Source organism: Myxacorys almedinensis A (genome assembly GCF_010091945.1).
In the GTDB taxonomy this organism is placed as follows: Bacteria; Cyanobacteriota; Cyanobacteriia; order Leptolyngbyales; family Leptolyngbyaceae; genus Myxacorys; species Myxacorys almedinensis.
Window position 1 is genome coordinate 27050 of record NZ_WVIE01000026.1, and the last position, 21198, is coordinate 48247.

Consider the following 21198-nt stretch of genomic DNA (forward strand, 5'->3'; position numbering starts at 1 on the left):
AAACTTGGCAATGCACTGTTTACAGGAGGCGACTCTCCAAAACGTGTTCGTAAAAACTAACATTCTCTTAGAAAGAATGTCGATACTTTCACTATCACTTCATAAAAAGTTCTCAGTATTTTTCAGGTTCTTCTAAACCTTTTTATACTGATAATACAGACCAAATCATTAGCCGGGCAAAGGGTTTGTATTGATGAAGTTGGCATCGTCTGACTATGATCAAAGCAGAGAGAATTTCATCGCAGCACTATGCAATTTATCGATCAATCAGAAATTCAGGTACAGGCAGGAGATGGAGGCGATGGACTCGTCGCGTTTCGGCGAGAAAAATATGTACCTGCGGGCGGGCCTTCAGGCGGAAACGGCGGCAAAGGCGGTTCAGTCATTTTCAAGGTGGACGAAAATCTTCAAACGCTATTAGATTTCCGCTACAGCCGTTTGTTTAAGGCAGACAATGGGCAGCGGGGTGGTCCAAATAATCGGACGGGAGCCGGAGGGCGCGATCGCATCGTTGAAATTCCTCGGGGCACCATGGTTTACGACGCTGAAACCGGAGAATTGATTGGGGATCTCACCGAAACTGGGCAAACCCTTTGCGTGGCTGCTGGGGGAAAAGGTGGGCTAGGAAATCAGCATTTCTTGAGCAACCGCAACCGTGCGCCAGAACACGCCTTGCCAGGGCTGCCCGGTGAAAGCCGTTTGTTGCGCCTAGAGCTTAAGCTGATTGCCGAAGTCGGAATTATTGGGTTGCCGAATGCGGGCAAATCAACGCTGATTTCATCCCTATCGTCTGCTCGCCCCAAGATTGCGGACTATCCCTTCACGACACTCATCCCAAATTTGGGAGTTGTTCGCAAACCCACGGGAGACGGAACTGTGTTTGCCGACATTCCAGGACTGATCGAAGGGGCCCACATGGGGATCGGGTTAGGACACGACTTTTTGCGCCATGTCGAGCGGACTCGCCTGCTCTTACATTTGGTTGATGTCACCTCAGAAACCGCGATCGCGGATTATAAGACCATTCAACAAGAACTCAACGCTTACGGGCGGGGCTTGGTCGATCGTCCGCAAATCTTGGCGCTCAACAAGCTCGATGCTGTTGATGTAGACAGTGAAGCAGTCCAAGCGATCGCATCTGAGCTTGAATCGCTCAGCCACACGCCTGTTTTCAAAATCTCAGCCGCCACCCACCTGGGTTTAGATACCTTGATGCACGAGGTTTGGCAAATGCTAGACGATCTCAAAACCTCCGAAGAGGATGAACTAGAGGTCGCTCACTAAATCACCAACCGTTCAACTTTAACTACCGTTTGCTCATGGATTGCTTTGGGCAGATTTGAGTCTTGGAATGCTTGCCCCTTGAGGATCGCTTGGAGAAACCGCCGGATTTGCGGGTGCCGGGCTAGCAGGATTGGCACTACCCGGATGGGGATTCGCTTCAGTCGCTGGGGTCTGAGGGGCAGGCTGGCTAGAGCGCTCGAAATATTGATAGGTCAGCGTCGAGATTTGGCGAATCAGGTTTTGAGCGTTGTCATCATTGTGAGGACGCTTGACCAAGACCCCGATGACATAGCGTTTGCCAGAGGGCATATCCACCATGCCGATATCGCCGACGAGTGACCCAATATCGCCAGTTTTGTGCGCGATCGTCGCTCCTTCCCCTAAGCCCCTTGGTAGCAACGAATCGGTCACGACATTCCGCATCATATCGAGCATTCGGGCTTGCGATCGCGAGGACACCATCTGTCCACTGTTGATCATACTCATCAGGGTTGCCATGTCTTTCGGGCTGGTAGTGTTCGTGCCGCCCAAGTCAGGTAGCGGATTCCGAATTGCCGTATGGGTTAAACCCCAGGTCTGAAAACGCTGATTTAGTGCATCTTTACCGCCCAGCCGATCGATAATCATATTTGTCGCAGTGTTGTCGCTCACCGTGATCATTTTTGTCACCACTTCTAGCGCCAAAAACCGAGATCCGGGTGGCTGATACTGCAAATCGCCCGCCTCAGTAGCGATCAGGTCTGGGCGCATGGTCAGCATTTCATCAAGGCGAATTTTCCCCGCATCTACCTCTTGAAAAAAAGCAGCAAGCACTGGAACCTTAATCGTGCTAGCCGCTGCAAAGGAGTTTGAGGCGTTGATATCTAGAAAGGTATGAGTATCTAGATCGACAACCATCACGCCCGGCGTTAGCTGAGTCAGAGGCGCGGTTCCTTCGGAGGTGCGCGGTGCGCCAATCACGGCTTGAACCTGAGCCTTGAGCGGCACAATTTCTTCGGAGAGCTTTAACAACGGCAAAGCAGGCTGGCTCGGAGCAACCGCAACGTCTGTTTTCTCTGCTTGCGCCTCAGCCGAAAAGCGAGTGGCAGGATCCCAAGCAGAGAGAATGGTTCCTGCAAGGACGCCAATCCCAACGCCTAAAATCAACAGTCGGGTTCCATATAAAATGGCAAGCCCTGATGCTGTCCGAGGGCGAAACGCGGGAGGGCGATCTCGCCGCGTTGATGGGGAGTTGAGCCGCGAGGTGAGCGGTCGGGTGGGGCGAAGCTCGTTTGCAACAGTCGGTCTTGACGAGCGACGCGGCTGATGGGTAGCAGAAGAATTTCCAAGCGGTGTCATCACAGACAAACGGCGTTCTTGGAGGGGCACTGTCGTTCCCTCTAGGGGCTTTAGGGGTAGGGATGACCGTCGCCGGTTACTTTTTGACAATGAGGCGAAAAGCTGGAACGGGAGCGTTAGCCAATAGGATTGGCGGTGAGGCGGTTCGGGTGATGGACGTCGCCGCGATGTTTTTCCAGCCGCGTTCTGGGGTGCCGATCGAATAGACCCTGCATTTTGCGCGGTGGATCGCGTTGTTGCCACGTCGCTCTTTGCATCGCGACGTGGCTCCCTTAGAGATCTACTTTGCGTGGGTTGGGGAGAAGGGCTTTTGCTCGGACTAACGGGGATGAGCCGTTGAGGAGCGCGGTGCCGCGATTGGCTCTGCTGAGTTCTGAAGGAGCGTGGCAAGGAAGCCTCGTGTTCAGATGTGTCTTGCCCGTTCTCGAATTCCCACATACGAAATTTCCCCTATCGATGAAAGATGGCGATATTTGGTTTTAGGGATTGTACCTTGAGTTTGCAGAACTGGCGAGAGCGAAAGAAAGAGGCAAGACGTAGCAAGACGCACCCTTAGTTAGCTGCGCTACCGTTAGCAAACCTATTGAGCAACAGGGTCGGGTGGCGCGATTGAACAGGTAAAAAGTACGGTGCAAGATAATTTGAGCGAAGACATGGTGGCATATCAGATTGAGAACGCTTCCGGACAGGCGGTGGGACAGCACACATTAACAGGAAGTGGAACCTTTGCTCAAGCGATCGCAGAACTCGCTCTTAGAAATACAACGCTGACACAGGAAAAGGCGTATAACGGGTAAAATTATCACAGCCTTTCCAGAGGCAAATTTCCTCTCGCTTTCATTAGCTTCAGTAGGTTGAATAACTGCTAAAGCCGATCAAGCCGAGGCAGCAATTATGGAACTATAGGAACGACGGGGAACGGATGAACTTTCTCGTAAGCAAACCTTGCTTGATCGATTAATCGATTTTATTTTTGATACGGAACCTAGCGCAGACCTTCCTTCATTGCCTTTTCCATCGTCTATCTCGCGTTTCAGAACTAAAATTGTATCTATTTGTATATGCTCTGCGACCAAGACCTGTCGTTTTTGCTATGGTAGAATTTCTGTCAAATGAGCATAGGCAAGGATTTTCAGGCATGTCAGCAGCCGCACAAGTTACAGACTCAACCTTCGACCAAGAAGTGCTGCAAAGCGAGGTTCCCGTTTTAGTTGATTTCTGGGCACCCTGGTGTGGTCCCTGCCGCATGGTAGCGCCTGTGGTAGATGAAATCGCCGCGCAGTTTGAGGGCAAGGTCAAGGTCGTTAAAGTCAACACCGACGACAATCCCAGCATTGCGAGCAAATACGCCATCCGTAGCATCCCGACTCTGATGATCTTCAAGGGTGGGCAGCGCGTGGATATGGTCGTCGGTGCTGTTCCTAAGACAACGCTATCAAACACGCTAGAGAAGTATCTCTAAGTCAAACTTGATCTCTGTCCTTTCAAGCGTCGTCATCAGTTACAAGATTTAGCGCCTTAGTTTTTTAGCTGAGGCGTTTTTCAGTAACGACGAGATCTTACAGCCCCTGAAAATCTCGACTAAAATAAAGTGCCATCGCGTGGAGGAGTTCATGGCTGTTGATCCTTCGGATCTTGCAAAGCAGAATCCTTTTGAGATTCATAGAACAGATCGATCACCAATTGATCTTGAGGCGCTCCGAGCATCGCTAAACGCCTTGATTGATCACTTGCCGAAGCTAGAGCACGGGGATCTAATTGCTCAAGCGTTGAGTATGATCACTCGGGTGGCTGGCGAAGACATCGATCGCTTGGACTGGAAGATTCTCAATGCCTCTGTTCAGGATATGGAACGGGCGTTTACCACGTTCTACCCCTACCGCCATGTTCGGAAGATTGCTATTTTTGGGTCTGCCCGGATTCAGCCCGGTACCGATGAATATGAAATGGCCAAGGACTTTGCTCAGCGTGTTACTGCTCAAGGTTATATGGTGATTACTGGAGCAGGCGGCGGCATTATGCAAGCTGGAAACGAGGGAGCAGGAGCCGAAAATTCGTTTGGTCTTAACATTCAGCTACCGTTTGAGCAAGGTGCGAATCTGTTTATCCAAGGTAATCCAAAGCTGGTTCCGTTTAAATATTTTTTTACTCGAAAAGTTTTCTTCTTAAAGGAAAGCGATGCGTTGGCGCTATTTCCAGGGGGCTTTGGCACGCAGGATGAGGCGTTTGAGTGCTTGACGCTGACTCAGACTGGAAAGGCGGCACCGGTGCCGTTAGTGCTGATTGATAAACCGGGAGGAAACTACTGGCACGATTGGGCGGAATATATTGATAAGCAGCTATTAAAACGTGGCTTGATTAGCCCTGACGATCCGAGCCTGTATACCTTAACGGATGATTTGCAGGTTGCGAGTGATGCGATTTCTAGCTTTTATCAGGTGTATCACTCTAGCCGCTATGTGGGGGCACATTTGGTGATGCGGCTGAAATCGGAGTTGTCGGATGCTGCCGTTGAAGAACTCAACGATCGCTTTAGCGATATTTTAGTGAAAGGCAGAATCGAGAAAACTAGGGCATTGTCAGAAGAGAAACAAGACGAAACGGTTGATTTACCCCGTCTGATGCTTTATTTCAATCAGCGAGATTTGGGGCGGCTTTACCAACTGATTCGGGCGATTAATGTGCTGGGCACGCCTTCGGTAGAAGACTCGGCGCATCCAGAACGCAAGTAGGCAACAGTGGCGGCAGATTTGGGTGCGGCGGCTTTGGTGGCGGATGTGGAGGATTGTCCCTTTGGGTGTATCCGTCCTTTCCGCGTGCCGCCCGGTCGCCGGGTTAGTTCATCACCCAGTTGACTAACGTTCTGACGCCGTATCCCGTTGCACCTGCGCCGTTATAGCTATTTTCCTTGTCTGCCCACACGGGACCTGCAATATCGAGGTGTGCCCAAGGGGTCTCTTTAACAAACTGTTTGAGGAAGATTGCAGCCGAGATTGCGCCGCCTGCCCGAGCACCCGTATTCTTCATGTCGGCAATGCCTGATTTCATGCTCTCGAAGTATTTCTCTTCCATGGGCATTCGCCAGAGTTTTTCGCCGGCTTGTTCAGAGGCGCTGACGAGTTGATCAGCAACTGCATCATTTGGACTCCATAATCCGGCGATGCTGTCGCCCAAGGCAATGACGCAGGCTCCGGTTAAGGTTGCCAGATCGACGATCGCATCGACTTCTAACGTTTCTGCAAACACGAGAGCATCTGCCAGGGTGAGGCGTCCTTCGGCGTCGGTGTTGTTGATCTCGATGGTTTTCCCATTGGAAGCGGTGAGAATATCACCGGGGTGAATGGCATGACCGCTGATCATGTTCTCTGTCGCGGCGATGATGAAATGCACTTCGACATCGGGTTTGAGTTGCGCGATCGCTTTGGCGGCTCCGAGGGTTGCCCCTGCACCGCCCATATCGGTTTTCATCATTTCGATGCCGCTGCCTGCGCCTTTGATGTTGAGACCTCCAGAGTCGAAGGTTAGACCTTTGCCGATGATCGCGACTTTCTTGCGCGCCGTTCCTTCTGGTTTGTAGGTTAAATGAATGAATTTGGGGGGCAAATCGGACGCTTGAGCAACGCCTAAAAAGGCTCCCATACCCAATTTTTCACAGTCTTCTTTTTCAAGAATTTCTGAGTGCAAGCCAAATTCTGATGCGATCGCGCTTGCCGTTTCCGCCAGGGTCACCGGCGTTACATAATTTGCCGGAGCCGCGACCAAGGCTCTAGCTAAAAATACGCCAGAGCAAATTTTATGAGCTTTCGCGATCGCGTCATCTTGTCCGGCTAATTCTAATAACTCGATCTGCTCGATCGGCAGACTGTCATCGGGTTCTGACTTAAACCGACGATCTTGATACAGCGCAAGCTCAACGCCTTCTGCGATCGCTTGGGCACTAGCGGCAGCATCGTCATTCACAACCGGTAAATAAATGCCCACGGTTTTGCAGCGATTGCGTTTCGCCAGTTTGGCGGCGGTAGCTCCTGCCCGTCTGAGACTTTCTAGCGTGGCGGTTTCTGCCTTACCAAGCCCGACCAAGATCAGTTTGCGAAAGGGACTGCCGGTGATCCGAGTTGAAGCGCTACTGGCAGATTTGCCCTTAAAGTCTGTATCGGTGATTAAATCTTTTAACGCGCCTGACAGCTTATTGTCTAAGATTTCTAAGGTGCCTGTGAGGTCAGTTGCGCCCTCAAATATGCCAATCGCTAATCCCTCTCCTGCCCACTCTAAGATCGAGGTTTCCGTTGCTCGTAAATTCATCCAGTACTACCTTTTATTGGGTTCAATCACTGGTTTCTAGTATTGCTTAAAACTGAACAATGAGGCGGCATCTCAAAGGGGCAAATCGCCGGACTGGCTAGAAAAGAATTTAAGTATTTAAAGTTATATTGAGTACTCTAGAAGTTTAGAGTTCGGTATATGTAATTAGATGGTAAAAGAGAGGGGATTGAGCAATGATGGTGCTGCATTGTTGCGTCAAGTCTCAATACCGCTCCATGTCACGAACAGATTGATTTTTGCTATAACTGCTAACAGCTTGTGAGATTTTACCCAACCCCCTGGGAGATAATCGATGGTGATGAAAGAACGGAAGGTTTGGATTTCACTGGCAGTCGGAGCCGGGGCGCTAGCGCTCGTGTCAGGCGTAGTATTGCCAATCGAGAAATTGTTAAAGCAAGACGCTCAGCCGTCTGCGGATTTGGGAGCACCAGAAACCGTTAGCTCTAAGCCAAACACGATCGGCGCACCGGGCAAAGTGGTTAGCCCTTTGGTAGCGCAGTCTGCTCAACAACGGGCGGGAACGCTGGAAGCCGTGGTCAACAAGCGTGATGCGTCGTTAGAGCGAAACCGCGCTCGGTATATGCTGGCGAGCGATTTGGTGGCGCAAGGGCAAGGCGAGAAAGCGTTAGAGCCGTTGAAGAATTTAGAGAATGATTATCCTGTGTTAGCGCCGCAAATTTTGCTCAAGCGTGCCCAAGCTTATCAGGCAGCAGGCAGGCAGAAGGACGCGATCGCAGCGTGGCAGGAGATCGTGAAGCAGCATCAGGGCGATCCAGCCGCCGCCGAAGCACTATTTTTATTGGGAAAAAATAATCCAAACTATTGGGATCAAGCGCTGACTCAGTTTCCGGCGCATCCGCGATCGCTGGAAATTGCCAAACTTCGCTTTCAGAAAAATCAAAAGCAGTTGCCCGTGCTGCTAACCCTGGCAAAATATGGCGTAGACACCAAAGGCTATACCCAGATTCTCGACAAGCTGACCAGCGAGTTTGCGTCTCAACTCAAGCCTGCCGATTGGGACGCGATCGCCTTTGGCTATTGGGAAAACCTGGTTTACGACAAAGCCGCGATCGCGTATTCCCGTGCGCCCCAAACCCCCCAAAATGTCTATCGCTCTGGTCGAGGGCTGCATCTCACCGGAACTGCCGGGAGTGAGGCGCGCTATCAGCAAGTGGTGCGGCAGTTTCCCAAGTCTGAGGAAGCCGGACTGGCGCTGATGCGGTTGGCAAGCCTTGCAGATACGCCGCAAAGTGCGATCGCATACTACGATCAGGTGGCTCAGCACTTTCCGAGCCGGGCGGCTGAAGCGTTACTGGAAAAGTCGAAAAAACTCGACACGCTGAATAGCGCCAAAACCGCAGCGATGATGCGACAACTCGTTTTGAGCCAGTATGCCGACTCGAATGCAGCGGCTGAGATGCGATGGACGTATGCCCAAGATCGCGCCAAGGCAGGCGATCTTAAACTTGCCAGAGAATGGGCAGCCCCGATTCTCAAGAGCCGCTCTAAGAGCGACATTGCTGCCCAAGCTGGATTTTGGGTTGGCAAGTGGTCTCAGCGCCTTGGTCAAGACGAAGTGGCAAAGGAGGCGTATGAGCAGGTGTTGAAGCAACATCCGGAGTCTTATTATGCGTGGCGTTCAGCCGGGATGCTGGGCTGGAATGTCGGCGACTTTAGCACCGTACGATCGCTCAATCCGCCTGTGCGAAAGCCTGCTGCCCGTCCAGAGTTGCTGGCAGGATCAGACGCGATGAAAGAACTCTACCAAATGGGACAAGACCGCGATGCTTGGGCATATTGGCAGGTTGAGTTTCGAGATCGCACCAACCCAACGGTGGCAGAGCAGTTTACCGATGGCATCATGCGGTTGGGGATAGGAGATAACTTAGACGGCATTTATATGGTGTCGAGTTTGCGCGATCGCGAGACGCCTGAAGATCAAGAACACTACCAGCACCTCGTGCAACAGCCCGCCTACTGGCAAGCGCTCTATCCCTTCCCATTTGTTGAAGAGATCGAAAGTTGGTCTCAACAGCGCCAACTCAACCCGATGCTCGTCACAGCGTTGATTCGCCAAGAATCCCGGTTTGAGCCTAACATCCGCTCTAGTGTTGGAGCCGCAGGGTTGATGCAAGTCATGCCCGAAACCGCCTCTTTTATTGCCACTAACATCAAGCTGAAGGAATATAAGCTCGACGATCCGCAGGACAATATCAACCTGGGCACCTGGTATTTAGATCACACCCATCAAGAATACGCCAACAACTCAATGCTTGCGATCGCCAGCTACAATGCTGGACCGGGCGCGGTTGGGGGGTGGGTCAGCAAGGCTAAAACTCAAGACGCTGATGAATTTGTCGAGCAGATTCCCTACCAGGAGACGCGAGGCTACGTGAAATCGGTTTTGGGCAACTACTGGAACTATATGCGGCTGTACAATCCTGAGCTTTCGCAACGGCTGTCTCAACTGTCTTAACTAATTTGTTGTCTTAACTAATTTGTAACAACTTGTTAAGTGATAAAAGCTTTCTCTGCATCCTAGAGAAGGCTTTTCTGTGTGGTTATAGTCAGCAAACCTTACCTCTGATAGATGTTAGAGCGATCGCGGCTCTATTCAACGGCGGCGGAACAGCTACGATCGCACCCCCGCCACAGGCTTTAAAACATGAAACTACACATTTCTTATATATTTTTGGTAATAAATCTGAACCAAAGTAGCAAAGTCTTAAACTGTTAGATAGAAACCACTTGTCTTATCGCTGATCGCACACTCACCATGACTAACTCTGAACAAATTGAGAGTGTAACGTCGCAAGTTGCAAATTCAGCCTTGCACCTCGAAACTGGTGTGCCTTTCAGAAGAACGAGCCAGCAGATCAAGGCAGAAATTGAGGCAGCCTTTGGGTTTGTTCCTCCCTTCTTTGAGCCAGCAGAATCGACGCCGCAGGTGCTAGAAAACATGTGGCAACAGACCCTGACTGCCTACGTCAAAAACCCATTACCCGCCCTATTTAAGGAGAAACTGTCTGCCTATCTGTCGCGCTTTTGTGCCGTTCCCTACTGCATGATCTGTCATAGCTGCACCTTGCGCCCGCTTGGGTTATCGGCACAACAAGTCCTAGAGTTGCTAGAAACCGCACCGCCGATCGAAACCGATGTCGATCAGCACCTCGCGCGACTTGCAGCCCAGCCCGCTCTTCTCCTTGATGGGTCAGCGCTACCCTCAGAGTTAGAACAGAGCCTGCTCGCCTGCGCTATTTTTATTGCGCTAGAACACGAGCAAGCAGAACCCTATCGCCTCGAGCTACGCCGAATTTTGGGCGTCGTCAACTATCAGTATTTGATCGTCTTCATTGCTTACGTAAAGACCTGTCATGTCTGGATGGAAGCATATCCCGAAGTGGCGTATGAAGCCGATCAGCGAGTGCAGAAAAATCTGAGTTTTCTCTTGGCAGACGAGCCTGCTTTAGCTGACTTTTTTCGCAACTACCGAGAACGAGCGAAACGAGAATCTCAAAGCCGTGCAGAACAACTGGCAGAGTTTGCCGAACGGCAGCGCCAAGAAGAAGTGCTGCGTCAGCAGGTTGCCCAAGAGCGATTGGTGATGGAAATTTCTCAACGCATTCGTCGATCGCTGAATCTAGACGAGATCCTCAGCACGGCTGTGGCAGAAGTTCGGCAGTTGCTCGATGTTGATCGGGTATTTATCTATCGGTTTGAACCGGATTGGAGCGGCATAATTGCTGTGGAATCCGTTATTGCTGAATGTCTGTCGATCGAGGGAACCCGAATTACGGACTCGTTTTTTGTCCAACCTGCGACTCGTGAGCTTTATAAACAGGGGCGGATTCAAGCCATTTCGGATATTGATAGCGAAAACCTGTCTAACTGCCACCGTGACTTGCTTGCTCGTCTCCAAGTGCGCGCCAACGTGGTGGTGCCAATTGTGCAAGGTGAGCAGCTATGGGGCTTGCTGGTTGCCAACCACTGCTTGGCTGCCCGACAATGGCAGGCGCTAGAGCTTACCTTGCTTCAGCATTTGGCCACACAGTTAGCGATCGCGATTCAGCAATCTGGGCTTTACCAACAAGTTCAAGCCGAGCTTAGCGAACGTCGCCGCTCAGAGGAAAAAATTCGGGAACAAGCGGTGCTCCTTGATGTGACGACCGATGCAATTTTGGTTCTCAACCTAGACAATCAAATCTTATTTTGGAATAAAGGAGCGAACCAACTCTACGGTTGGTCAACGGCTGAAGCTCTGACCATGAGTGCCCGCGATTTGTTAGGGCAAAACCCTCCCCTTCAGCTTGAAGAGATTCAGAAAATGGTGGTGGAGACCGGCAAGTGGCAAGGTGAACTGCCTCAACTGACCAAAAACGGTAAGGAAGTTTTGGTAGAAAGCCGTTGGACATCGGTCATGGCAGAGGGGCAACTCACCTCGATTCTGGTTGTGAATACTGACATTACTCAGAAGAAACAGCTTGAGCGGCAGTTTCTCCATGCTCAGCGCCTTGAGAGCCTGGGTACGCTGGCGGGAGGCATCGCCCACGATTTGAACAATATTTTGACGCCCATTCTTGCGATCGCGCAGTTGCTCCAGCTTAAACTGGGCGATATGGATGAGTCTACCCAACGGTTTCTGAAGATGCAGGAAACCAACGCTAGACGGGGTGCGGCATTGGTTAACCAGGTGTTGTCGTTTGCCCGAGGAGCCGAAGGCAAGCGCGTCAAACTCCAGGTGCAGCATCTGCTTTTAGAGCTAAAGCAGATTATCGACGGAACCTTTCCCAAAGCGATCGCCCTCCGGATGGACTTGGAACCCCACCTTTGGGTAACGTCAGCAGATGCGACCCAACTGCATCAAGTGCTGATGAATCTTTGCGTCAATGCTCGTGATGCGATGCTGGAGGGCGGTACGCTCAGCATTTCTGCTAAAAATCTCCTCATCGATCACACCTACGCCCAAATGAATCTGGCGGCGGAGGCAGGGTCTTACATTGTTATTTCTGTCGCAGATACGGGAACGGGCATCGCACCTGAGGTAATAGATAGAATTTTTGAGCCATTTTTCACAACAAAAGAGGCGGGCAAAGGCACAGGGCTAGGGCTGTCAACGGTGATTGGCATTGTTAGAAATCATGGGGGATTTGTCAATGCCTACAGCGAACCTGGGCAAGGCACTGAATTTAAAGTGTATTTGCCCGCCGTGCAAGGTGCGGAAATGCAGCAAATAGACCAGTCTGAACCGCTTTTGGGCAACGGAGAACTCGTGCTGGTAGTAGACGACGAGGTGACGATTCGGGAGATTACGAAAGCGTCATTAGAGACCTATCGCTATACCGTCTTGGTTGCCAATGATGGCATTGAGGCAATTGCGCTCTATGCCCAGCACAAGGACAGAGTGAGCGCTGTTTTGATGGATATGATGATGCCAAATATGGCGGGTTTAACCGCGATCGGCATTTTGAGGCGCATTAATCCGTTAGTCAAGATTATCGCGGTGAGTGGATTGTCTTCGACCGAGAAAGTGACAGCAGCCATGGAGGCAGGGGTGAGCGCCTTTTTGTCTAAGCCCTACACGGCTCAAGAACTGCTGAAAACCCTGGACTCGGTGCTGGTCAAGACGAAAGTTCCACAGCATGCCTCAGAGGTCTAACCCTAGACGATGGGATCAAACGCTGGATGGTTAAATAAACAAGCTGGGTGAGATATGAAAAAACTCACCCAATGCTTTAGCTTGTGCTTTGCTAATCGATCGCTTTCCATTCACGATTTCTGAAACGACGCCGCTCGATCCAACAATGCCAACTAAATCGGCTTGACGAGTTCCGCTTGATTCTAAAATATGCTGAAGAATTTCATGCGGTGCAGGTTTGTCCATCGGATAAGTCTCAGTCTCATATACCTCGATCAACGTCACGACTAACTTGAGCAACGCTCGTTCTTCAGGAGTGTGGTTTTTCGCAAAGAAAAGCCGTTCTGCGATCGCTAACGCCTGATCGTACTCTTCTTCTGTCTCAATGACTTTAGGAGTCACCTCAGTCAGCAAATTGCGGTATGCATCCTTATCAAAAGTGAGGGTCATCTTTCCATCTGTCTTTGTTATATTCGCTATGAGTTAAGAAGTATTATCTGTAGTAAATCATTTGGTTTTCGTAGTTGATGCTGACAATTAATCGATAGTCATTGCCTTTAATGTTAAAGATGGTAAAGTTTCCAACCGCTTCAGTCTCCTTGTAGATTTTACGAACTTCTTCTAAATTATTCTGCCATTTCGCTTTTTTGACAGTTGAGAGCCATGCCTCTACTTGGTTCTTGACGTTGGGATACTGCTCAGCGTCTACTCGTAGATTCCGGTCTGTAATTAAATGCATATTCTATTTTTAAGTTTTTCATAATAATAAATATCAATCATGCTAAGTCCTCTCATTTTGAGAGGAGCTTGTCAAGAGTATCGATAGAATGATCAACATCTTTGCTTAAATTCTGTATGTCTCGTTGGCAATTTTGGATCGATCGCGGCGGCACGTTTACCGATATTGTGGCTCGGAAACCGGATGGCACTCTGGTGATTCACAAACTGCTGTCAGACAATCCAGAACGCTATGATGACGCGCCTTTGCAAGGAATCCGAGATCTGCTTGGCATCGCACCCGATCAGCCTATTCCATCAGAACAAATCGAAGTCATCAAAATGGGAACGACAGTCGCAACGAATGCGCTGCTAGAACGCAACGGCGATCGCACCCTTTTAATCGTTACCCATGGCTTTCGGGATGCGTTGCGAATTGGATATCAAAATCGCCCCAATATTTTTGCCCGTGAGATTGTGTTGCCAGAGATGCTCTATGAGCGAGTGATCGAAGTTGAGGAACGCTATAGTGCCCAAGGCGAGGAGCTTTTACCGATTTCATCTGATGTAGAATTGCGATTGACCTTTGCATTACAAAAAGCGTTTGATTTGGGTATTTGTTCCTGTGCGATCGCATTCCTGCACGGCTACCGGTATCCGCACCACGAACAGCAGGTCGCCGCGATCGCGCACCGCATCGGGTTTACTCACGTTTCAGTTTCTCACCAGGTCAGCCCATTGATGAAACTGATCAGTCGCGGTGATACAACAGTGGTCGATGCTTACCTGTCGCCCATTTTGCGCCGCTATGTCGATCGATTGGCAAAGGCATTTGATCAGACGGCAACTCGACCTCGGTTGCTGATGATGCAGTCGAACGGTGGATTGACCGACGCCCGGTTTTTTGGGGGGAAAGACAGCATTTTGTCGGGTCCAGCCGGGGGAATTGTGGGCGCAGTGCAGACCAGCGATCGCGCCGGATTCACCAAAATCATCACGTTTGATATGGGCGGCACCTCGACCGATGTTGCCCACTACAACGGCGAATATGAGCGCACGTTTGAAACCGAAGTGGCAGGGGTGCGAGTGCGATCGCCGATGATGGCAATTCACACTGTGGCGGCGGGGGGCGGCTCGATCGTGCGGTTTGATGGCAGCCGCTATCGGGTCAGTTCAGACTCGGCGGGGGCAGATCCGGGACCGGCGTGCTATCGCAAGGGCGGGGCGCTGACCATCACCGACTGTAATGTGATGCTCGGTCGGTTGCAGCCCGATTTCTTTCCGCAGGTGTTTGGGGCAACAGGAGATTTACCGATCGATCCTGAAATTGTGCGCCAGAAATTTACCGAGCTTGCATCAGACATTGAAACTGCCACGGGAAACCCAGTGTTACCAGAAGATGTAGCACAGGGCTTTCTTGCGATCGCAGTGGAAAAAATGGCAAGTGCGATCAAAAAAATCTCGGTTCAGCGGGGTTATGACATCACCGATTATACGCTCTGCTGCTTCGGCGGGGCGGGGGGGCAACATGCCTGTGCGATCGCAGAGACGTTGGGCATCTCGCAAATCTTCTTACATCCTTATGCAGGGGTGCTTTCGGCTTACGGAATGGGACTTGCCGACCAGCGAGTATTGCGGGAATGTGCGATCGAGAAAGACCTCTGTGATGGGGTATTGCAAGAGCTTGAAAACCAGTTTGCGCGGCTGATAGCAGACGGAGAATCACAACTAAATCAACAAGGTGCAACTCCGACTGATGTAATTCGACGAGTTCATTTGCGATATGTGGGAGAAGACTCAGCGTTGATTGTTGAAATGAATACTTTGGATCGTATAGTTCAATATTTTGAGGAATGCTATCAACAACGATTTGGCTTTGTTTCACCAAACAAACCATTGGTGGTTGAGGCAATCTCTACAGAAACGATCTCAGCAACAGATTTAGCAATAGAACCTGATCGTTCAATTCCTCGCACAACGTTGCTCACCCCTGTTGCAATAGAGCAGGTATACATTGGTGGTGCGTGGCAGGCTACCCCGATTTTTCGGAGAGAAGACTTGCGATCGCACGATGTTATTTCTAGCCCGGCTCTGGTGATCGAGCCGACGGGCACCAACCTTATCGAACCAGGTTGGCAAGCTGAAATGACTGAACATGGACATCTCATTCTTCGCAACATTCATTGTTCGGCTGGAAACCATCACTCTTATGCGATCATTTCTACCAAGCCTGATCCAGTGTTGCTTGAGATTTTCAATTATTCGTTTACTGCGATCGCAGAGCAAATGGGCTTTGCCCTGCAAAACACAAGTTCTTCTGTCAACATTAAAGAGCGCCTAGATTTTTCCTGCGCCATTTTCGATCACCATGGTCAACTAGTTGCAAATGCTCCTCATATCCCAGTGCATCTCGGTTCGATGAGCGATAGTGTGATCGCTTTGGTTAATGCATACGACAACGCATTTCAGCCAGGAGATGTTTACGTTTCCAACAATCCGTATAACGGTGGAACTCATTTACCTGACATTACCGTTATTACGCCCGTATTCACAACCGCCAACGCTAAAAATTCTGCATCACCCTTGTTTTTCGTCGCCTCTAGAGGGCACCATGCTGACATTGGCGGAATCACCCCCGGATCGATGCCTCCCAACAGCACCGCGATCGCTCAAGAAGGCATCTTAATCGACAATATTAAACTCGTCGATCACGGTCAATTTCAAGAGCAAGTCATGCTCGATTTGCTCACCCATTCGCCCTACCCTGCCCGCAATCCTCAGCAAAATTTAGCGGATCTAAAAGCGCAAATTGCCGCCAACGAGCGCGGCGTGCAAGACCTCCGAACCCTGATCGCGCACTTCGGGTTAGACACGACTCAAGCGTATATGCAGCATGTCCAAACCAATGCCGAAGCGGCGGTGCGAAACGCTATTGAGGCGCTGCAAAACGGCAGCTTTACTTACAAAATGGATGACGGTAGCCAGATTCAAGTTGGTGTCACAATCAATTCTAGCGATCGCACTGCCACAATTGACTTCACCGGAACATCCCCTCAACAGCCCACCAACTTCAATGCGCCGCTAGCTGTCTGCAAAGCTGCCGTTCTGTATGTGTTTCGGACGTTGCTAGACGATGAGATCCCCCTAAATGCAGGCTGTCTTAAACCGCTAAACATCATCGTTCCAGAAAAATGTTTGCTTAATCCTACCTATCCTGCCGCGATCGTCGCTGGAAATGTTGAAACGTCGCAAGCCATAACCAACGCTTTGTATGGCGCGCTAGGAATGCTGGCTGCATCACAAGGAACAATGAATAATTTCACCTTTGGGAATCAACAGTATCAATACTATGAAACAATTTGCGGTGGCTCTGGTGCAGGTTCTACGTTTGATGGAACCGATGCTGTTCAAACGCATATGACCAATTCTCGCCTCACCGATCCAGAAGTTTTAGAATGGCGATTTCCTGTCTTGCTAGAAGATTTTTCTATTCGTCCTGATAGTGGAGGTAAGGGTCTCTACCAAGGCGGAAATGGTGTTACCCGACGCATCCGATTTCGGGAAGCAATGACAGCTGCTATTTTGTCAGGTCATCGCGTTGTTCAGCCGTTTGGGTTGCACGGAGGAGAACCTGGGCAAGTGGGACGAAACTATCTTCAGCGTCGGGATGGTCAAATCAAGCTACTGGGCGGTAAAGCCGAAGTAGAGATGCAGGCTGGTGATGTATTTGTGATTGAAACTCCTGGGGGTGGCGGATTTGGCGAACTGCCGAAAACTGCTATCTGATTCCGGGCTGATTTGCAAAAACTTGTTGCTTCAACGTTGTGCAGGCTTGTTTGATGGCATCGATGCTACCCGGATTGACCAATCCGTAGTAATCCAAAACATATACTCGATTATTGCTCACTGCTTTTAGTTGATTCCAAATCGGATTTGATTTAAATTGCTCAACCACTCCTTCACCCGTACTCACCAAAATAATCACCTCTGGATTCACCTCCAGCACTTTCTCAGGAGAAAGCAGGGCATACCCTGAAAATTCTGCTCCGCCCTGAAGGTCTGCCGCCACATTTTTGGCACCAAAGCGAGCCAACGTATCTCCGGCCCAGCTTGCCTTATTGGGGGAAAGCAACGGCTTTGGATTGGCTAACACCAAGGTCGAAGGTGCCATTTTAGGAGCATCTGCAAGGAACGCTCGATATTCTTGCAACAATGGCTCAGGATCGGCGCTCAGCGTTGCCGCCAGGGTTGTTGTTAGCGTTTCCAAATTTTCCCAACTATTGACTTCGGTGAGCAAAGTCCGAATTCCTGACTCGTTCAATCGTTTTGCAACATCGGCATGAAAACTTGATGCCCCAATGACCAGATCAGGCTGGAGTGCCACGATCGCTTCCAAATTAGGACTGGTGCGCCCCTCGCTGACGGTAGGAAGCGCCTTAAAGCGCTGATCTTGTCTCAGGAGACTGCTTCCCGGAATGCCAACTAGTTTTTTGCCATCTAGTCGCTGCACCAGATCAGCCGTTAACGAAGTCAGGGCAATGACACGCGCTACATTTGGCTGAGGAGTTGGCGTTACCGAGGCTGGGTTTGCGGGAGAATTTGAAGCCGTTGGAGGCTGCGAACAAGCCCCTAAGGCAAGACACAATCCCAAGCCAACCCATCGAAGCATCCAAGAGTTCATCATCATACCTCCTAAAATTGTACCTTGAGACTGGCTGCTACACTGGTTCCTGGCTGTGTGTAGAGATCAAGATTGCGATCGCTGCTGGTCAACCCGCGCACATCTCCATACCGGAAATATCTTTGATTGAACAAGTTATACACTCCAATGTTAAACAATACGTTGTCACTAATGTTGTAGTACCCAAGCAAATCAACGGTTGTATAGCCTTTTGGCTCAAACTGATTGGGCGTTTCCGTCCGGTCGATTCGATCTTTGGCGGCAACGAGGGTGGTCACCAGTTGCGCGCCCCAGCGATCGTTGGGGGCTTGATATTTCAGCCCAACCACTGCCTTAAAGGGATCGACTGAGTTTAAGGGCTGATCGGTTTCGAGGTTGTTTCCCTCCGCAAATGCCAGCGCACTAAATAGACTTAACCCATCCGATCGACGGTTAAAGCGCCATTCACCCTTGGCTTCCACTCCATAAATTTCGGCTCCTTTTAGGTTCCGGGCTTGAAACTGCTGAAAGTTTTGCGCCCCAATAGGAACCGTGCCCACAAACACAGTATCGATAAAGTTTTTATATCGATTGTAGAATCCGGTGATGCCCAAGTTGGCTTGCAAAGAGTTGTAGCGCAGTCCGGCTTCAAAGCCGTTGCTGGTTTCTGGCTCTAGGTTGGCATTGGGTAAGACGGTGTAGAACGCCGCAAAATTAGTAAATGCGATCGCGGCATCATTGTAAGGTGGGCTGCGAAACCCTCGTGCATACTGAGCAAATGCCGAAAGTTGTGGCGTGAGTTTTGCAACGATGCCAAACTTGGGTGACACTGAAGATGCTGCTAATGCCTCTACTTGATAATTGGCAGTGTTAATGCGAGCAAAATCAGCATCATCGGAATTGGGATTAAGTTTGTAGTAGTCATAGCGAATGCCAGGGATCAAAGTAATTCGACCGTTTGCAAATTCAATTTCGTCTTGTACATAAATGCCAAGTTGAAAGGTATTGGTGTCAGGAAAAGTTTTATTGGGAAACTGTTCACCAAACACATTTTTAGTCACTGCGCCAGTCGTAAGGTTAAACTCTGTTGCGTCTCTAGGGCGAGAGGTGGCTGTGTTAAACAGATCAAACCCGTAGGTCAACCGATGGGAAAGGCTCCCAGTTTTGAAATTGCTTTGGATCTGAGTGTTGCCCCCAACGATCGCTTGACTGAATTCGTTTTTGGTAACTCGACGACGGCTAGAACTTCCGATTTGGCGCTGTTGTTCGCTGTATTCTGTGGTCTGAGCATCTTGGTAATAGATCTGCGATCGCACGTTCTGCACCCAGGCGCTATTCGGATTGTTAAACTCGTAGCCTAAGCTGATCCGTCCTCGCTTAGCATAGTCTTCGGCATCTTGCCTAATCAGCCGCGAGCCAGGAGGTCCAGGAAGGGGACTTGCGGCGCTCAAAACTTGCGTATCAACTTGTCGATCGAAAAACTCTCCGGTCAGCTTCAGCGTATTAAAGTCATTCAGCCGATGCACAATTTTACCGAGAACGTTATTTCCATCTACGGTCTGAGGATTAGGATCAAGAGTACTATTGTTCTTAACTTCATTTCCATCTCGGCGAGTGTACAGCAGCAAAACAGAGGTGTTGCCATCTTTTGCAGCAGTTGTAAACGTTTCAGACAAATTGTTGTCAACACTATCAAATGAGACTTTGCCGCTAAAATACGAATTTTTGCCAAAAATATTGAGAAAGTCTTGAGGATCTTTTGTAATGTAGGAAACTACGCCCCCGATCGCATCGCTGCCATACAGCGTAGAGGCTGCACCTCGAATGATTTCGACCCGTCTGAGGGCATCAAAATCAACGACATCGCGGCTTGTATTCGTCATGTTTAGAATATCTGGAACTCGCACCCCATCTACCTGAATCAGGACACGATTTCCATCAATGCCGCGAATATTGAAACTAGAATTTCTGCCCCGAGTCGGACGGTTGCTAACCGAAATTCCGGGTTCATAGCGAATCAAATCTTCAATATCTCGAACAAAATTTGTTTCGAGATCGGTGAGGTCAAAAACGGAAATGGTTCCGGCAGAATCCCGAACAGCACGGGGACTCCGAGTGCCCGTAACACTGATTTCCTCTTCAATTTCCTCTTCAATTTCTTCTTCTACTGTAAGAGGTGTTTGCCCTAGCAATCGAGCTTCCGTTGCAGGATGGGTGATGTCTTTGATGCGGGGAATACTCGATTGAGATTGTAAATTTGACTCAGAACTTGGCGTTGCGCTGGTTGCTTGGAGGGCAACAAAAAAGCTGGAAACCAAAACAGAAACAGCTTGAACTAACCGAAGGCTAACGATCATAGGTCTCGATGAGGTGAACATGATGATGGCATTGACTCAGATATTGGCTCAGAAAATGACTCAGATAACGATGGGGCTGAGGATTCGGTAGATGCAGCCGAAATAGGACAAATTTGTAAACCAACCGGAGTGTCGAGAGCAACGGCTCTAATGCCAAAAACATTGAGCAAGGTTTCAGGAGTCAAGACATTTTCTGGCTCTCCGACTGCCCATAAACACCCCTCTCGCAACATGGCTAATCGATCGCTGTAGCGAGCAGCCAGATTAATATCGTGCAACACTGTGATGATCGTTAAGTGATTATCTCGATTGAGATAACTCAACTGATCTAACAACTCTAATTGGTGACGCAAATCTAAATAGGTAGTGGGTTCATCTAGCAATAAAATTTTTGGATCTTGCGCCAATGCTAATGCCAGAAAAGCACGCTGTCGCTCGCCGCCAGAGAGTTGCTCAACTGGGCGATCTTGCAAGGGTTGTAACTGCGTTTGCGCGATCGCATGATTGACAAGGACGCGATCGCGAGCGCTTAAATCCCACTGCCACCAAGGTTGATGCGGCGCTCGTCCTAAACTGACAAGCTGCTGCACCGTTAGCCCAGTGGGAATGGTTTGCTGTTGTGGCAAAAACGCAAGCTGCTGAGCAATGGCTTGAGCAGGCTGAGTATGAATCGCTTTGCCATCGAGCAATACAACGCCGTGGTATGGTGCTAAAGCTCGACTGATAAGCTTTAATAGTGTTGACTTCCCCGATCCGTTTGCGCCGATCAGACTCAGCCATTCTCCCGACTGTAGCGATAGAAAAATATCGCGCACGATCGACTGCCCCTCATACCCACCCGACACGTTTTGAATTTCTAGGAGAGACATAGGGCTAAAATCCTT

At 49.9% G+C, this 21198-nt stretch carries 14 protein-coding genes; 7 read left to right on the forward strand and 7 right to left on the reverse strand.

Annotated elements, in window-relative coordinates; all coding sequences use genetic code 11:
* Positions 1–249: 249 nt before the first annotated feature.
* Entirely contained in the window at positions 250–1284 is a 1035-nt protein-coding gene (gene obgE, locus GS601_RS18190) for a GTPase ObgE (protein WP_162424715.1), read from the forward strand.
* A gap of 33 nt (positions 1285–1317) precedes the next feature.
* On the opposite strand, the gene GS601_RS23805 is transcribed toward obgE, so the two are convergent.
* Positions 1318–2652, reverse strand: a complete 1335-nt coding sequence (locus GS601_RS23805; RefSeq protein ID WP_338017072.1) for a serine hydrolase — start codon at positions 2650–2652, stop codon at positions 1318–1320.
* 599 nt (positions 2653–3251) lie between these two features.
* On the opposite strand from GS601_RS23805, the gene GS601_RS18200 reads away from it, so the two are divergent.
* From GS601_RS18200 to GS601_RS18210, 3 genes are all read left to right on the forward strand, one after another.
* Complete coding sequence (locus GS601_RS18200; protein WP_162424716.1) at positions 3252–3419, forward strand: hypothetical protein; 168 nt, start codon at positions 3252–3254, stop codon at positions 3417–3419.
* Positions 3420–3715: 296 nt separating this feature from the next.
* Positions 3716–4084 (forward strand): thioredoxin, encoded by a 369-nt coding sequence (trxA, locus tag GS601_RS18205; protein WP_162424717.1) that lies wholly within the window; start codon positions 3716–3718, stop codon positions 4082–4084.
* Positions 4085–4235: 151 nt separating this feature from the next.
* Positions 4236–5354 carry an LOG family protein gene (locus GS601_RS18210; protein ID WP_162424718.1) on the forward strand — a complete coding sequence of 373 codons (1119 nt, stop codon included), beginning with the start codon at positions 4236–4238 and terminating at the stop codon, positions 5352–5354.
* A 103-nt stretch (positions 5355–5457) separates the two neighbouring features.
* On the opposite strand, the gene GS601_RS18215 is transcribed toward GS601_RS18210, so the two are convergent.
* The gene (locus GS601_RS18215; protein ID WP_162424719.1) at positions 5458–6924 is read right to left on the reverse strand and encodes a leucyl aminopeptidase; all 1467 of its coding nucleotides are present in this window, start codon (positions 6922–6924) and stop codon (positions 5458–5460) included.
* Between the two features lie 313 nt (positions 6925–7237).
* Between GS601_RS18215 and GS601_RS18220 the strand changes: the two genes are divergently transcribed.
* Together GS601_RS18220 and GS601_RS18225 are read left to right on the forward strand one after the other, a co-directional pair.
* A complete protein-coding gene (locus GS601_RS18220) occupies positions 7238–9421 on the forward strand; it encodes a lytic transglycosylase domain-containing protein (protein WP_202925187.1) in 2184 nt (727 codons plus the stop codon).
* Positions 9422–9721: 300 nt separating this feature from the next.
* A complete protein-coding gene (locus GS601_RS18225) occupies positions 9722–12601 on the forward strand; it encodes a hybrid sensor histidine kinase/response regulator (RefSeq protein WP_162424720.1) in 2880 nt (959 codons plus the stop codon).
* 30 nt (positions 12602–12631) lie between these two features.
* On the opposite strand, the gene GS601_RS18230 is transcribed toward GS601_RS18225, so the two are convergent.
* Positions 12632–13030, reverse strand: a complete 399-nt coding sequence (locus GS601_RS18230; protein ID WP_162424721.1) for a helix-turn-helix domain-containing protein — start codon at positions 13028–13030, stop codon at positions 12632–12634.
* 43 nt (positions 13031–13073) lie between these two features.
* Entirely contained in the window at positions 13074–13319 is a 246-nt protein-coding gene (locus tag GS601_RS18235) for a type II toxin-antitoxin system HigB family toxin (protein WP_162424722.1), read from the reverse strand.
* A gap of 116 nt (positions 13320–13435) precedes the next feature.
* Between GS601_RS18235 and GS601_RS18240 the strand changes: the two genes are divergently transcribed.
* Positions 13436–17083 carry a hydantoinase B/oxoprolinase family protein gene (locus GS601_RS18240; RefSeq protein WP_162424723.1) on the forward strand — a complete coding sequence of 1216 codons (3648 nt, stop codon included), beginning with the start codon at positions 13436–13438 and terminating at the stop codon, positions 17081–17083.
* On the opposite strand, the gene GS601_RS18245 is transcribed toward GS601_RS18240, so the two are convergent.
* Genes GS601_RS18245 through GS601_RS18255 form a run of 3 tightly spaced genes read right to left on the reverse strand, consistent with a single transcriptional unit; the run spans position 17076 to position 21183 of the window.
* Positions 17076–17984 carry an ABC transporter substrate-binding protein gene (locus GS601_RS18245; protein WP_238393360.1) on the reverse strand — a complete coding sequence of 303 codons (909 nt, stop codon included), beginning with the start codon at positions 17982–17984 and terminating at the stop codon, positions 17076–17078. The two genes, GS601_RS18240 and GS601_RS18245, sit on opposite strands and share 8 nt — an antisense overlap.
* 5 nt (positions 17985–17989) lie before the next feature.
* Complete coding sequence (locus GS601_RS18250; RefSeq protein ID WP_162424725.1) at positions 17990–20314, reverse strand: TonB-dependent hemoglobin/transferrin/lactoferrin family receptor; 2325 nt, start codon at positions 20312–20314, stop codon at positions 17990–17992.
* A complete protein-coding gene (locus GS601_RS18255) occupies positions 20311–21183 on the reverse strand; it encodes an ABC transporter ATP-binding protein (protein ID WP_162424726.1) in 873 nt (290 codons plus the stop codon). The genes GS601_RS18250 and GS601_RS18255 overlap by 4 nt, the downstream gene beginning before the upstream one ends.
* Positions 21184–21198: the final 15 nt, after the last annotated feature.